Origin of the sequence: Gluconobacter sp. P5H9_a, assembly GCF_018812085.1 — a bacterium.
Classification (GTDB): Bacteria; Pseudomonadota; Alphaproteobacteria; order Acetobacterales; family Acetobacteraceae; genus Gluconobacter.
In genome coordinates, this window is record NZ_JACRVW010000012.1 from 26,807 (window position 1) to 39,708 (window position 12,902).

At 53.3% G+C, this 12,902-nt stretch carries 12 protein-coding genes; 11 read left to right on the forward strand and 1 reads right to left on the reverse strand.

Going from position 1 to position 12,902, the window contains the following annotated elements; all coding sequences use genetic code 11:
* Position 1: 1 nt before the first annotated feature.
* From KP708_RS11430 to KP708_RS11445, 4 genes are all read left to right on the forward strand, one after another.
* Positions 2-985, forward strand: a complete 984-nt coding sequence (locus KP708_RS11430) for a hypothetical protein (RefSeq protein ID WP_215748749.1) — start codon at positions 2-4, stop codon at positions 983-985.
* 205 nt (positions 986-1,190) lie between these two features.
* Positions 1,191-1,973, forward strand: coding sequence for a triose-phosphate isomerase (locus KP708_RS11435; RefSeq protein ID WP_215748748.1), 783 nt, complete (start codon positions 1,191-1,193; stop codon positions 1,971-1,973).
* Positions 1,970-2,794 (forward strand): DeoR/GlpR family DNA-binding transcription regulator, encoded by an 825-nt coding sequence (locus tag KP708_RS11440; RefSeq protein ID WP_215748747.1) that lies wholly within the window; start codon positions 1,970-1,972, stop codon positions 2,792-2,794. Before KP708_RS11435 ends, KP708_RS11440 begins: the two co-directional genes overlap by 4 nt.
* Positions 2,795-2,992: 198 nt before the next feature.
* Entirely contained in the window at positions 2,993-3,931 is a 939-nt protein-coding gene (locus KP708_RS11445; protein ID WP_215748746.1) for a beta-propeller fold lactonase family protein, read from the forward strand.
* A 56-nt stretch (positions 3,932-3,987) separates the two neighbouring features.
* Here the strand turns inward: KP708_RS11445 and KP708_RS11450 are convergent, their stop codons facing one another.
* Positions 3,988-6,255, reverse strand: coding sequence for a TonB-dependent hemoglobin/transferrin/lactoferrin family receptor (locus tag KP708_RS11450; RefSeq protein ID WP_215749396.1), 2,268 nt, complete (start codon positions 6,253-6,255; stop codon positions 3,988-3,990).
* Positions 6,256-6,506: 251 nt separating this feature from the next.
* Between KP708_RS11450 and KP708_RS11455 the strand changes: the two genes are divergently transcribed.
* The 7 genes from KP708_RS11455 to glpD all read left to right on the forward strand — a co-directional run bounded on the left by KP708_RS11455 (position 6,507) and on the right by glpD (position 12,884).
* Positions 6,507-7,130, forward strand: coding sequence for a biliverdin-producing heme oxygenase (locus tag KP708_RS11455; protein ID WP_202206724.1), 624 nt, complete (start codon positions 6,507-6,509; stop codon positions 7,128-7,130).
* A 68-nt stretch (positions 7,131-7,198) separates the two neighbouring features.
* Complete coding sequence (locus KP708_RS11460) at positions 7,199-8,113, forward strand: hemin ABC transporter substrate-binding protein (RefSeq protein WP_215748745.1); 915 nt, start codon at positions 7,199-7,201, stop codon at positions 8,111-8,113.
* Positions 8,114-8,118: 5 nt separating this feature from the next.
* Entirely contained in the window at positions 8,119-9,138 is a 1,020-nt protein-coding gene (locus KP708_RS11465) for an iron ABC transporter permease (protein ID WP_215749394.1), read from the forward strand.
* Positions 9,135-9,977: a heme ABC transporter ATP-binding protein gene (locus KP708_RS11470; RefSeq protein ID WP_215748744.1), complete on the forward strand. Its 843-nt coding sequence runs from the start codon at positions 9,135-9,137 to the stop codon at positions 9,975-9,977. Before KP708_RS11465 ends, KP708_RS11470 begins: the two co-directional genes overlap by 4 nt.
* Positions 9,962-10,276: an antibiotic biosynthesis monooxygenase gene (locus tag KP708_RS11475; protein WP_215748743.1), complete on the forward strand. Its 315-nt coding sequence runs from the start codon at positions 9,962-9,964 to the stop codon at positions 10,274-10,276. Before KP708_RS11470 ends, KP708_RS11475 begins: the two co-directional genes overlap by 16 nt.
* Positions 10,277-10,397: 121 nt before the next feature.
* Complete coding sequence (locus KP708_RS11480) at positions 10,398-11,183, forward strand: DeoR/GlpR family DNA-binding transcription regulator (protein ID WP_215748742.1); 786 nt, start codon at positions 10,398-10,400, stop codon at positions 11,181-11,183.
* A gap of 120 nt (positions 11,184-11,303) precedes the next feature.
* Positions 11,304-12,884: a glycerol-3-phosphate dehydrogenase gene (gene glpD / locus KP708_RS11485; protein ID WP_215748741.1), complete on the forward strand. Its 1,581-nt coding sequence runs from the start codon at positions 11,304-11,306 to the stop codon at positions 12,882-12,884.
* Positions 12,885-12,902 lie beyond the last annotated feature (18 nt).

Sequence of the window (12,902 nt, forward strand, 5' to 3'; positions counted from 1 at the left end):
CATGAACCGCTACGAAGAAAAAATTGCACGCATGCGCGCTGGCAAAGACACGCGTTATGATTTCATCCTTGCGGATGCCAAGGATTCAGACATGGCAGCGGGCATCAGCGCGATGGGCAATCGCCGCAATCCTCGGGCCGGGCAGTCCAGGTTCCGGACGCGGCCGCAATATCTGTCCGAAATCCAGTCCATTATCCGCCAGGATATTGTGGACATCATGCTGACCTCAGTCTCCATTCTGGAAGATCTGCTGGAGCGTGATGCGTTCGAGGGTACGAAAATCCAGACGGCGATCCGTGCCAACGATACGACGGACCTGTGGCGTGGGCGTGGTGGACACTACCGCGCGCAAAAATCTGTTCCGTTCCGCTCTGCATCTTTGGAGCGGGCACAGACAAATCTTGGCCTCTATTCGATGACATTTAACGGTGATGTTGATCAGGATACGCTGGCTCTGGAAGAGTTTGCGCGCTTCCGCGAAGAAGCCAAAATCAACGGGTTTTCTTATTTCCTCGAAGTCTTTAACCCAAATGAAGGACATATCGCGCCAGAAGATTTCGGGGTGTTCCTGAATGATATGGTCACCCGTGCACTTGCGGGTCTTCGCAAGGAAGAGAAGCCTGTCTTCCTGAAGGTGCCGTTCAATGGCAGCGAGGCTTTTGCGGAACTGTGTGAATATGATCCGAGCGTTATCGTCGGAATTATGGGCGGCGGCAGTGGTACGACGCGCGATTGTCTGGAGCTGATTCATCAAGCCCAGAGCAGTGGTGCTCGTGCAGCACTATTTGGTCGCAAGATTGTGGATGCTGCCGACCCGCTTTTGCTGATTGAAGCCATGCGCCGCGTCACTGATGGGGATCTCTCTCCTAATGAGGCCACGCATTTCTATCATGATGGCCTTGCCCGTAAAGGAATTGCCACACTTCGTCCCGCGGATGCCGATAGTCTGGTGACGGAGACTGTTCTTCTGGAGCGGGCAGCTTAAAAACTTACAAGGGCAATAAAGTTCCTGTTTTCAGCATCTTCGTACCTGCCTTTAGAGCCCTCCTGGAGAGCGGGTACGGAGAGTTGAATTGAAAATATCATTCATTTCGGAACTTCATGTCTTTGGAGTGTTATGATTTAACGCTAAACATGATTTAGGTTTAGCGATCAAGATTCGATGGTCGCTGCCTTCTTTCGGGAGATGAATGGTGACTCGCAAAACAGTCTGGATCGGTACGAACTGGAAGATGAACAAGGGACCTGCCGAGGCCTTGGCTGCTGCAGAAGCGCTTAAGGCCTATCGAGCGCCGGATGGCGTGAAGCCCTTCATCATCACACCATTTACGTCCCTGCAGGCTGTTGCGAGTGTTCTGAAGGGCGCGGACGTGCTTGTCGGTGCACAAAACATGCATTGGGAAGAGAGCGGTTCGTGGACGGGTGAAATTTCTCCCGCCATGGTGAAAGAGTGTGGGGCAGATATCGTCCTGATCGGCCATTCGGAACGTCGTCAGCATTTCGCGGAAACGGACTGGACTGTTAGTCGCAAGATGTCTGCGGCACTTCGTCATGGTTTGCGGCCTTTGCTGTGCATTGGCGAAAGCCTTGAAGAATACGATTTCGGTGTCACGGCAGAAACTCTCGCCCGACAGCTCAAGATTGCATTGCATGATGTGGCTCATGCAGATCTCCCGAAAATTCTGATTGCCTATGAACCGATCTGGGCGATCGGTGCAGGAGGGCGCGCTGCCGACACTGACTGTGTGGCAAAAGTTCACGCGGGGTTGCGGGCCGTTCTGTGTGAAATTGCCGGGAAGGATATCGGTGATCGCGTACCGCTACTCTATGGCGGAAGTGTCACGCAGGATAACGCCCGTAGCTATGTGAACCAGCCAAATGTGGATGGCGTATTTGTGGGGCGCGCAGGCTGGTCAGTTCCAGACTTCGAAAAGCTGATTGATCGTGTGATCGAGGAAAGAGCACCTGCATGATACCCGATATTCTTCATGGAAGCCGGGCTCTGTCCGCGCGGCGTCAGGCTGTTCTGGACTATGTCACGGCGCATGGCTGTGTTCTGATCCAGGATTTGCTGGTTCAGTTCACCATGACCCGCGCAGCCATGAACCGTGACCTCCACGCGCTTGCAACGCAGGGCCTGATCCGTAAAGTTGGTGAAAGCGTTACGACGCTCTCCAATGCTGTGGCGGCAAGCAGCATCATGCTGCGTGCTCGCCAGGCTGTGCAGGAAAAGCTGGGTATTACAGCGATCGCTGCGGGTTTGATCGAAGAAGGCGATACGATCGCTTTGGATGACTCAACAACATCGCGCTTTTTATCCGAACGCCTGCCGGCAATCGGTCAGCTTACAGTTGTGACGAACAGTCTGGGGATCAGCACGAAGATTGGGCGTTCTCGTGATATCAGCCTGATTGCGCTGGGTGGACGATATAATCCAACCTTTGATGCATTTCTCGGAGTTTTGTGTGAACGCAGTGTCACCTCGCTTCGGATCAACACATTATTCATGTCCACCTCAGCTATTCACGGGCTTTCGGCCTATCATCAGGATGAAGACCTCATCAAAGCCAAAAGTGCGCTGATGAACATGGCCGATCGGCGAGTTCTGATGGTGGATAGCCGTAAATTCGGAATCAGTGCGCTCAATCATCTGGCAAATCTGACGGATTTTGATGCCGTTATTACGGACTCTGGCCTGCCAGATAATGTCGCGGACAAGATGATGGGAGCGGGCGTCAAACTGCATATTGCAGACATTTCTGCCAAAGACATGCCAATAGCGATGACGGCCTGATCATCCGCTTTTTGAAATAATATAGAATTTATTGCATATCAGTGCTGCTTGACGTGCACTTTGTAAAACGTATGGTCTGGTTTTGATTGACGCTGGCATTTTTGTGACAGCATTTCGGCCGGACCATCTAAAACCAAAAGCTTTTTATATTGTTCTGTATCAGGAGCATCCTGAGACAAGTAAAAGCAAGGACGGTTTATGACTTCCAGTCATTGCAGCGGATTAATTGTCGTGGACAAGAAGGGCGCACAGCTTCTTTTCCTGGACCCGATAACGCTCGAAGTGCTGGATCATATTGGCGGCATGCCGAGCCTGCCACATGAACTGGCCATAGATAATCGTCATGGGCTTGCATTTGTACCAGCCTACGGAAATGGTTTTCACGGCAACAATCCTGTCCCAAACCATTTCGTTTCAGTTATAGATTTGCATGCAAGAACCAGACTTTCAGACATTGATCTGACACCTCTGGAATCTCCGCATACTTTGCGTTTCGGTCCAGATGGTTTGCTGTATGTCAGCTGTGAGGCAAGCGCTGCCGTGGCGGTGATAGATCCGGAGACGAAGAGAGTAATACGTGTTCTGCAGGCATTTTCCCGGAATGCACACAGGCTCACTGTTCTTCCGCAGCGTAAGCTGATCGTCACGGAAAACGAAGAAGATGCGACACTGACCGTTCTGCGTATTGGTGATGATAGCTTCAGGCGTACGATTGTTCTTCCTGCGCCCTCTGCTGGTATTGATCATCTGCCGGATGAAAAATTTCTCGTGGTCAGCAATGCCTTGCATCCATCGTTATTTCTAATGGATGTCGATGGGGGAGAGCTGCGTCAGGAAGTTGAACTGAAGCATCATAATAAAAGTGCACAGATCGTGCGGGTTAGCCCCGATGGAAAATGGCTTCTTGTGATTGGAGATTTTGAACCGATTGTAACATTGATAAGCCTTCCTCAATGGGACCAGTACCCGGTTCCCGTTGGTAGGAAACCGATGGATGCGGCCTTTAGACCCGACGGCACAACAGTGCTTGTGGCGAATGAAGATGATGGCACATTGACTGAAATCCAACTCTCCAATCGCAAGGTGCTGCGAACAGTGAAAGCTGGCTTCGGGTGCGAGACGCTTGGTTTTTTTTGAAACACCGTGACGTATTCTGGCGTGGGTCACGGTGTTTCAGATCGGGTTTCTGACGCTTAGAAATTGATGAGCGTCGTCACTTTAAAGCTGCGGCCGGGCTGCGTGTAATAGGACTTGGGAACGCTAATGCTGTCAGGCACATCCAATGCATTATAGTAACGTTTGTTGAACATATTATACATGCCGGCCTGCACGCGCAGGTTTGGGAAGAATTTTGGCGAGTACCAGCCTGTTAAATCGAAGAGTGCATAGCCCGGTGTCTTGTTCACATTAGACGCCATGTTCTGCACCTTGTTGCGTGCCGCCGCGAATGTCGTGGAGAAATTGGCGCCCCAGTGTTCCCGGTTGTAGGCAACGCCTACAATTCCACGGAACGGTGCGACAGAGTTCAGGTGAACATGTTCATCGGTATCCTGGCCATCAGAATAGGCAAGGGACGTCCATACCTGCCAGTAATTGGCGAAAGTCCAGTTAGCGCGTGCTTCTACGCCGTAGATACGGACATGCTGGCGGTTGACGTATTCGAAAACACCAAACGGGTAATATCCGCCGATGCCGGCGGCTGCCGCTGTTGTCGTGATCGTATCGATGAAATTGTGATAGTAATTATCGAAGAATGAAATTGTTGCGCCGCGTTTGGAATCTCCATATCGCGCCCCGACTTCCCAGCCACGACTGGTTTCCGGTTTGAGGTTCTGGTTCCCTATCGAGACATAGCTGCCTGTGCCACCGTAGGTCAGGTACATTTCTGTTGCGGAGGGCGCACGGAAAGCCTGTGAGTATTGTCCGTAAAGCGTAAGATTTTTCAGAACTCGGGCTTCGACCAAAACTTTCGGAGAATAATGCGAGCCGCTGGCCCCGTCCGGTGTACCTTCATATGCGGCATTTCTAGCATAGCTTGCAGTGTATTGTGGGCTGCGTCTGTAATGATCGAAGCGGAATCCCGGCGTAACGTGGAGCCATTCCATTTTCCCGAAACCAATTCGGTCCTGCACTATCGCTCCAAGATCTGTTCCATGAACATCAGGCATATCGGACTGGTTTACATGCAAGAAACTGCACGAATAGATCCGTGGGCTGCAATTATCGAGACCTGCAGCATATTGGCTGGTGTCTGTAATATAGGCTTCTCCGCCAAGGGTAATCACATGATGAAATGGGCCAGTGAAAACATTGGACGTAATTGAGCCCGTCGTTCCATATGACTGAACAGCGAGATTGCTGTTCCTATCATACTCCCCAATGGGAGCTGTCAGTCGAGTGGCGGCTGTGTCTGTGATTGAATTAACTTTTTGCCAGTAAGCAATGAGATGCGCTTCGCTGATAAAGGCTGTGGGCTTCTCAGGCTTATAATCGTAGCTACCGGAAACGCGCGTGCGCTTGCTTTCTTCCAGTGTGTGATAGCGGCTGTAAGTTGAGCTGATACTGCTCAGAGTATTTTCGTTGTAATTCCGATCAAACACTTCACCCGTTAAGCCGAAGCGATGACCGCCTTCCACGTATTGATGAATTTTACCCAGGAAGTTTCCTTGTGTGTAGGAGGCTGGATCTTTGTCTGATCGTGTGAACCCAACGCCGCCTGTGCCCCCCATATTTCCGGTTTGGCTGCCGGTCTGATAGCCGCCCTGAACCAGGATCATTGTGTTATGATAACGTCCGGCAAGAGCCTGGTTGAGGTATCCACTTTCGCTGGAGCCATCGTATGTCAGCTTGGTCAGGCCGCCATAAGCCTTGTTGCCTGTCAGAAGGTCTTCCGGGTCCAGCGTTTTGAGTGAAACAACACCGCCGAGCGCACCTGTTCCGAAAAAGCCGGAGTTCGCGTTTTTGACAATGTCGATCGAGCCAAGAGAATTGAAATCGTAGGATGAAACACCGCCGCTGACACCACGTGCGCCGTCATTCGCCCAGATTGTCCGAATGCCGTCTATGGTGGTGAGAATGCGGTTCTGATCCAGCCCACGCATATTAATGCTGAGATTGTTATTGTTGTAATTCACTCCCGCGTCCACGCGACGAGCATAGTCTGAAATGCTGTCAATCATGCGGGACTGAAGTGTTTTAAGCGTTGTTGTCAGGGTCATGACACGCGGCTTTCCGACGGCACTATAGTCCGCATCCGGGTCAACTTTCATTGAGCCAATGATGTCTGCACCGGCTTGCCCTCGAACATGGAGCGGCTTGAGCTGAACTGTAGGTGCCGTTCCGGCGTGCGGTGGAATGCTGTCTGTTTTTGCATCTACGACATTTTCCACGCCGGTGCTGGATTGTGCCTGAGCAGACGGTAACGATGCAAAAATACAGACCAGCGCGGAGGTCGCCAGCATGGGCTGTCGCAGAAAACGTGTTGGACGAACGCTATGTCTGCTCATGGAAGCCATCACCCTTAAATGAGAACCGGTCGCATCTAATGGCGAGGGATTTTTATAGCGTCAATCTAAATGATAGTGATTCTCATTTTCATTGAAGGTGCCGGATGAATATGCCACACAGAGCCGCGTCGACTCTTTTCTTCGAGAAGGCGAGCAAACGATTCAGGTATTCATTCCGGCTGAGATCAAAAGGAGAAATGGCGGATATGAGCGCGTTTTTCACCGACAATACGCTGTCCCTGGCACTCCGGGAAAAGACAAAATCCATTCATGACCGGACCGATCATAAGATCATGTCCATGGGAATTTTTTCCAGTCTGGATGGATATCGGATCTTTCTTTTGTCTCAGTATGTTTTCCTGCGAGATATGACAAATATTTACGAAAACGAAATATTGCGAAATCTTCTCCCTGATCTTAAGGCGCGTAACCGCTTTCCCTGGGTGGAAGCTGACATGAGAGATCTTGGTCTTACTGCCCCGATGGCGCATCGTGGGAATGTGATTCCGCTCAATCCTTCGGTTGCCGTAGGTTGGTTATATGTCGCGGAAGGATCGAAGCTTGGGGCGAATATTCTGTCCAAGATGGCGATGGCTCTGGGCCTGACAGAAAGTTTTGGAGCTCGTCATTTGGCACCAGCCCCGGAAGGGCGGGGCTTATCGTGGAAAATGTTCAAAGCGGCAATCGATAACGCAGAACTGGACCGGGCTATGTGTGTTGCTGCGGCTGAAGAAGCCTTTGCGCGCTTCTCCAGTTGTATTGATCAGATGGTCGCTTTGAGTTCTGGGCGTGATTTTTCGTTCAGCCGGAATGAAAGAGCTAGCCTTTAAATGAGAATGACTTTCGATTGCATAGTTCCAGACGACAGATGTTTCTTGATGCGAGAAGGGCAGGGGCGATGAATGGATTTGGTTTGGAACGCCGCAATTTTCTAGGTCTGATCTGCGCCAGCGCTTTAATGCCGTCCTGTCTGCATGCTGCAACCCGCATGGTTACGGACAGTCGTGGTCGTCAGGTTGTTCTGGGGGCCGCTTCCAGAGTTGCCTGCATTGGAGGAACGATTACCGAGACGCTTTATCGTCTTGGTGCAGCCGATCAAATTGTCGCCGTTGATACGACTTCGACTTGGCCCGAAACTGCGCTCAAAGATAAAAAATCTCTTGGTTATATGCGGGCCATCTCTTCCGAAGGTGTCCTTTCTGTAAAACCGGACCTTATCCTTGCGATGGATGCAGCAGGGCCGGCCGATGCCATGTCTCAGTTGGTGGCGTCAGGTATTCCCATTGTGTTCGTCGATTCAACGCCTTCGCCCGACGCTATTATTGGCCGGACACAGTTTCTGGCAAAAGTTGTGAACCGTGAGCAGGCGGGCACGCAGCTGGCTCAGGATATCCAGCAGAAGTTTTCTGCTCTTAAAGACTGGCGCGACACACATGCTACGTCACCGCGCGTCCTGTTTATTATGCGCATGACGAATAACCGTCCGCTCGCGGCGGGGTGTGGTACCGCTGCCGATGCCGTTATCCGGCTTGCAGGAGGCGTCAATGTCGGGGCGGATCTGCAGGGCTACAAGCTTCTGAACACAGAATCCCTTGTGACCCTTAAGCCCGATATCATTCTCACAATGAACCAGGGGGGCGAGGATATCCGCAAAGCTCTCTTGAGCGATCCCGGATTTAGTTTGACGCCAGCGGGGCAAAAAAAAGCCATTGTAGAAATGGAAGGGGAGCGCCTTCTGGGATTTGGTCCGAGAACGCCCGAAGCTGCGCTGGATCTGGCACGACTGATGGCGAAAGCGGAGCATCCTGCGTGAGGGCAATGCGCGTGCATGCGGGCTGGATCTTACTATCGCTTCTGCCGCTGCTAATTCTTGTCATGCTGGTCGCAGTCGAGGTTGGTGCAAGCGGGGCAGGCATTGGTACGCTCCTGCATGCACCTGACGTCGCAACCAGAAATCTAGCCTGGATGGTGATTGCGTATATTCGTGCGCCACGTGTTGTTCTTGCCGCCATGGCAGGTGCAGCTTTGGGGGCCGCGGGTGCAACGATGCAGGGGCTCTTTCGGAATCCACTGGCTGATCCGGGGTTGATTGGCGTATCTTCCGGGGCCGCTCTGGCTGCTTCATGTGTCATCGTACTGGGCGTTGATATGGCTCAGTCAGGGTTTCTAAACGGTTGGGCCGTGCCTTTGGCCGGAATGCTGGGCAGCTTTCTCGTTACACTCCTTCTTTACGTCTTTGCGACCCGCGCAGGCATCACCTCTGTCACGACCGTTCTGTTGGCTGGCGTCGCATTTGGAGCTTTTTCTGGCGCATTGACGGGCATTCTCATTTTTCGCGCCAACGACACGGCGCTGCGGGATCTGACGTTCTGGACTCTTGGGAGTTTCTCGGGGGCAAATTGGGAACGTATTGGACTGCTCTCGCCATTTCTTCTCCTTGCAGGCGTGATTGCGACACGTCTCGCTGTTCCTCTGAACGCCATGCTTCTTGGAGAGGCGGATGCTGCTTTGATGGGGTATCCTGTCGAGCGGACGAAACGGCTGGCAATGCTGGGGGTGGCTGCATCCGTCGGGCCGGTAGTCGCGTTTGTGGGCGCTATTGGGTTTGTTGGCGTTGTGGTTCCTCACCTTGTGAGGTTGGTCACCGGCCCAGACCACCGTCTGGTTCTGCCTGGGAGCGCTCTTCTTGGGGCTATTCTTCTCACTGCGGCTGATACGATTGCCAGACTGGTTGCGGCTCCTGCGGAACTGCCTGTTGGTATAATTACCGCAGCACTCGGAACCCCGGTCTTTGTCTGGCTCTTGAGTCGCATTCATGGAGCGGACATTCCATCATGACACTGGAAATTCAGAACGCCTCAGCCAGAGCAGGTGGTCGTGAGATTGTTCACAATCTTGATCTGGCACTCGCGGCAGGAGAAATTGTTGCTGTTGTGGGGCCTAACGGCGCGGGCAAAAGTACGCTCCTGAAGCTCGCATGCGGTTTGATGCCGCTGCATGGCGGTGAGATCCGCTTTGATGGCTCAAAAATTGGATCGCTTTCTGCGGGCGAACTTTCTCGCCGTCGGGCACTCTTGCCCCAGGAGTGTCCGATGCGCGCGCGCTTCACGGCGCTGGAACTGGTTCTTATGGGGACAGCTATTTCGGGGCAGGGCCGCCCGATGGCTGAGCGTGTTGCGATTGCACAGGACACGCTGGATCGCGTTGGGCTGTCATCGTTCATGGAACGCGACATTATGACGCTATCCGGCGGGGAAAGGCAGCGCGTTCATCTTGCGCGGGTGCTGGCGCAGCTTGAGGCCGCAGCGCGGGACGGCGCGCCCGGCTGTCTGTTGTTGGATGAACCTTTGTCCGCACAGGATATGGCACGGCAGCGCCTCATTCTTCAGATTGCAAAGATGCATGCCGCGCATGGTGGAAGCGTGTTGCTGGTTCTGCATGATCTGAACTGGGCTGCGGCCTGTGCCGATCGTATCGTCGTTATGCATCAGGGGCGGATACAGTCACACGGTCTCCCCCGTGACATCCTGACTTCTGAACTTCTCCACGACGTTTTTGGGATTCCTGACGGCTGCATTCATCAACATTGCAGCACGGGTCGTCCGTTCGTTGTTCCGCATGATCTCGTCATGCCGGAAGATATCAACAAGAGAGAGACACCATGTATATTGCAATGAACCGTTTCAAGGTACGGCCTGATAGCGAAGATGCTTTTCGGCAGCGCTGGCTGGAGCGGGAAGTCCTGCTGAAGACAGTTCCAGGCTTTGTCAGTTTTCAATTCCTGCAGGGGCCAGCCAAAGAAGATCATGTTCTTTATGCGTCTCATACGATCTGGGAATCTTATGAGGCCTTTGTTGGCTGGACACAGTCTGAGCAGTTCCGCGCTGCTCATGCGGGCGCCGGGCAAGGCAAAGTGCTGACCGTAGGGCCGCCAGTCTTTGAAGGCTTCCAGGTTCTTCAGAATATCGAAATCTGAAATGTCTTTGATGGTGGGGTGATTAAAAAGCGTCACGGGGTCTGTCGCTGACAAAGTTCGTGATTGCGCGTTTTTGTTCGTGTTGTCACACTGCTCTGTAAATCACTTCAGGTCAGTGTACATGAGCAACCCCACCATCAGGATCAACCCTCGTCAGGAACAGATCATCCGACTGGTTCGCAGTCAGGGCTATGTGTCGAACGAAGACATGGCACAGCAGTTCGATGTGGCGGTGCAAACCATTAGGCGGGACATTGGGTTTCTGGCAGAGCAGGGGCTACTGACTCGACATCACGGCGGAGCGACACCGAACTCCACCATTGAAAATATCGCCTACAATGAACGGCAGATCCTGAACCTGAAGGCCAAGGATGCGATTGGCCGTTGCGCGGCGTCTCTCATTCCTGACCGCTCGTCCCTGTTCATCAATATTGGTACAACAACGGAGGCTTTCGCCCGGTCTCTGGGTGGGCATCGTGACCTGCGGGTCGTGACTAATAACCTCCATGTTGCGTCTCTTATTTCTGGAAGACCTGATTTTAGAACTGTGATTGCGGCGGGAGAGCTCCGTCCTAAGGACGGGGCAATTCTGGGGGCGGCTGCGATTGAGACGCTGGATTCCTTCCGAACAGAATATGGCGTCATCGGCATAAGCGGCATCGCCGACGATGGGACACTGCTGGATTTTGACCTGAACGAAATTCAGTGTGCCCGCACGATTATCCGAAATTCTCGCCGCGTTCTGCTGCTGGCCGACCATACAAAGTTCAGTCGGCAGCCTATGGGACGCGTCGGTGGACTGGCAGATATTGACGATCTGATTACCGATCGGCCGGTCTCGGACGCGTTCCAGGCGCTTCTGACAGCGGCAAATGTGACGCTACATATCGCTCAAACATCACAGTAGTACGCGAAAAAAAGAACACTAATCTGTTATAAATCGAAGATCTCTCTTTACTTTATCGTTCAATATGCGCGAAAACGAACATCAGATGCTCGTTTTGGAGCGTGGTGGCAGGAGATTGTTATGTCATCGATTCGTGAAGTTTCGCCTTCAAGTCCGCAGAGCCCGCCTTATGACGTGCTTGTGGTCGGTGGGGGCATCAACGGCTGCGGCATTGCCCGTGATGCCGCAGGCCGTGGTGCGAAGGTCATCCTTGTCGAGCAGGATGACCTTGCAAGTCATACGTCTTCTGCCAGCACCAAGCTGATCCACGGTGGTCTGCGGTATCTGGAATATTACGAGTTCCGGCTGGTGCGTGAGGCCCTGATTGAGCGTGAGCGTCTGTTGAAGATTGCGCCGCACATCATCTGGCCAATGCGTTTTGTTCTGCCGCACTCCAAGATGCTGCGCCCTGCCTGGCTGCTACGGACAGGCCTGTTCCTGTACGATCACCTGTGCACGACCATGACGTTGCCGAAAACGCGCGCGGTGAACCTCCGTACGGATGTGACAGGGCGCCCGCTCAAGAGCGAATACGTGCGTGGGTTCGAATATTCCGATGGCTGGGTGCAGGACAGCCGTCTGGTTGTGCTCAATGCAATGGATGCCACCCGTCTGGGGGCCTCCATCAACACGCGCACCAAACTTGTGAAAGCTGAGCGCGGGCCACAGCTCTGGACCGCAACGCTTCTTGACCGCAACAGTGGTGAAGAACGGACGGTTCAGGCCAAGACCATTGTGAATGCAGCTGGGCCATGGGTCGCAGAGCTTCTTCAGGATCGTGTTGGCGTGCAGAGCCGTAACAAGGTACGTCTCGTCAAGGGAAGCCACATCGTGGTGCCGCGCCTGTTCGAGAGCAAGCAGGCTTATATCCTGCAAAATCCTGATAAACGGATTGTCTTCGCGATCCCCTACGAGCAGGATTTCACGCTCATCGGCACGACGGACGTTCCTTGGGAGCAGGACCCTGGCAAAGTTGAAATCTCGGGAGATGAAATCAAGTATCTTTGCGAGAGCGTCAGCCGCTATTTCCAGAAGTCAGTCAGCCCGGATGATGTGGTCTGGACGTATGCCGGTGTTCGTCCGCTTTATGACGACAACTCTGGCAATGCCTCCGCTGTAACGCGTGACTACGTGCTGGATGTTGATGCGTCTGGTGCACCGATCCTGTCTGTTTTTGGCGGCAAGATCACGACGTTCCGCAAGCTGGCCGAGCATGCACTTGAGAAGCTGGTTCCACATCTTCCTGTGCTGGGCGGCCCATCCTGGACTGCTGAGACGCCACTGCCTGGCGGTGATTTTGCACCGGCTGATTTTGACCGCCAGGTGGCGAAGCTGCAGGCGTATGCGCCTCATCTGGCTCCTTACACAGCATGGCGGCTCATGCGGAATTACGGTTTGCGGGCGTTTGATATCGCTACGCAGGCAGAAGCCGATATGGGGCAGTGGTTCGGTAAGACACTGAGTGCGCGCGAAGTCGATTATCTGATCGACAACGAATGGGCACGGTCTGCGCAGGACGTGCTGTGGCGCCGCTCGAAGCTGGGTCTGTTCATGACTGATGCCGAGAAAGCCGCACTCCAGACCTATATCGAGGAGCGTGCCGGAACAGAACGTTCGGCTGGCTCCGAGACCTCCGGAACATGGCGGCAGGACGTCGCCTGATCTTTCCTTCAATTCTCA

Coding starts and splice junctions, on each gene's coding strand:
- KP708_RS11430 (WP_215748749.1), top strand. CDS start 2: ATGAACCGCTACGAAGAAAAAATTGCACGCATGCGCGCTGGCAAAGAC.
- KP708_RS11435 (WP_215748748.1), top strand. CDS start 1,191: ATGGTGACTCGCAAAACAGTCTGGATCGGTACGAACTGGAAGATGAAC.
- KP708_RS11440 (WP_215748747.1), top strand. CDS start 1,970: ATGATACCCGATATTCTTCATGGAAGCCGGGCTCTGTCCGCGCGGCGT.
- KP708_RS11445 (WP_215748746.1), top strand. CDS start 2,993: ATGACTTCCAGTCATTGCAGCGGATTAATTGTCGTGGACAAGAAGGGC.
- KP708_RS11450 (WP_215749396.1), bottom strand. CDS start 6,255: ATGCTGGCGACCTCCGCGCTGGTCTGTATTTTTGCATCGTTACCGTCT.
- KP708_RS11455 (WP_202206724.1), top strand. CDS start 6,507: ATGAGCGCGTTTTTCACCGACAATACGCTGTCCCTGGCACTCCGGGAA.
- KP708_RS11460 (WP_215748745.1), top strand. CDS start 7,199: ATGAATGGATTTGGTTTGGAACGCCGCAATTTTCTAGGTCTGATCTGC.
- KP708_RS11465 (WP_215749394.1), top strand. CDS start 8,119: ATGCGCGTGCATGCGGGCTGGATCTTACTATCGCTTCTGCCGCTGCTA.
- KP708_RS11470 (WP_215748744.1), top strand. CDS start 9,135: ATGACACTGGAAATTCAGAACGCCTCAGCCAGAGCAGGTGGTCGTGAG.
- KP708_RS11475 (WP_215748743.1), top strand. CDS start 9,962: ATGTATATTGCAATGAACCGTTTCAAGGTACGGCCTGATAGCGAAGAT.
- KP708_RS11480 (WP_215748742.1), top strand. CDS start 10,398: ATGAGCAACCCCACCATCAGGATCAACCCTCGTCAGGAACAGATCATC.
- glpD (WP_215748741.1), top strand. CDS start 11,304: ATGTCATCGATTCGTGAAGTTTCGCCTTCAAGTCCGCAGAGCCCGCCT.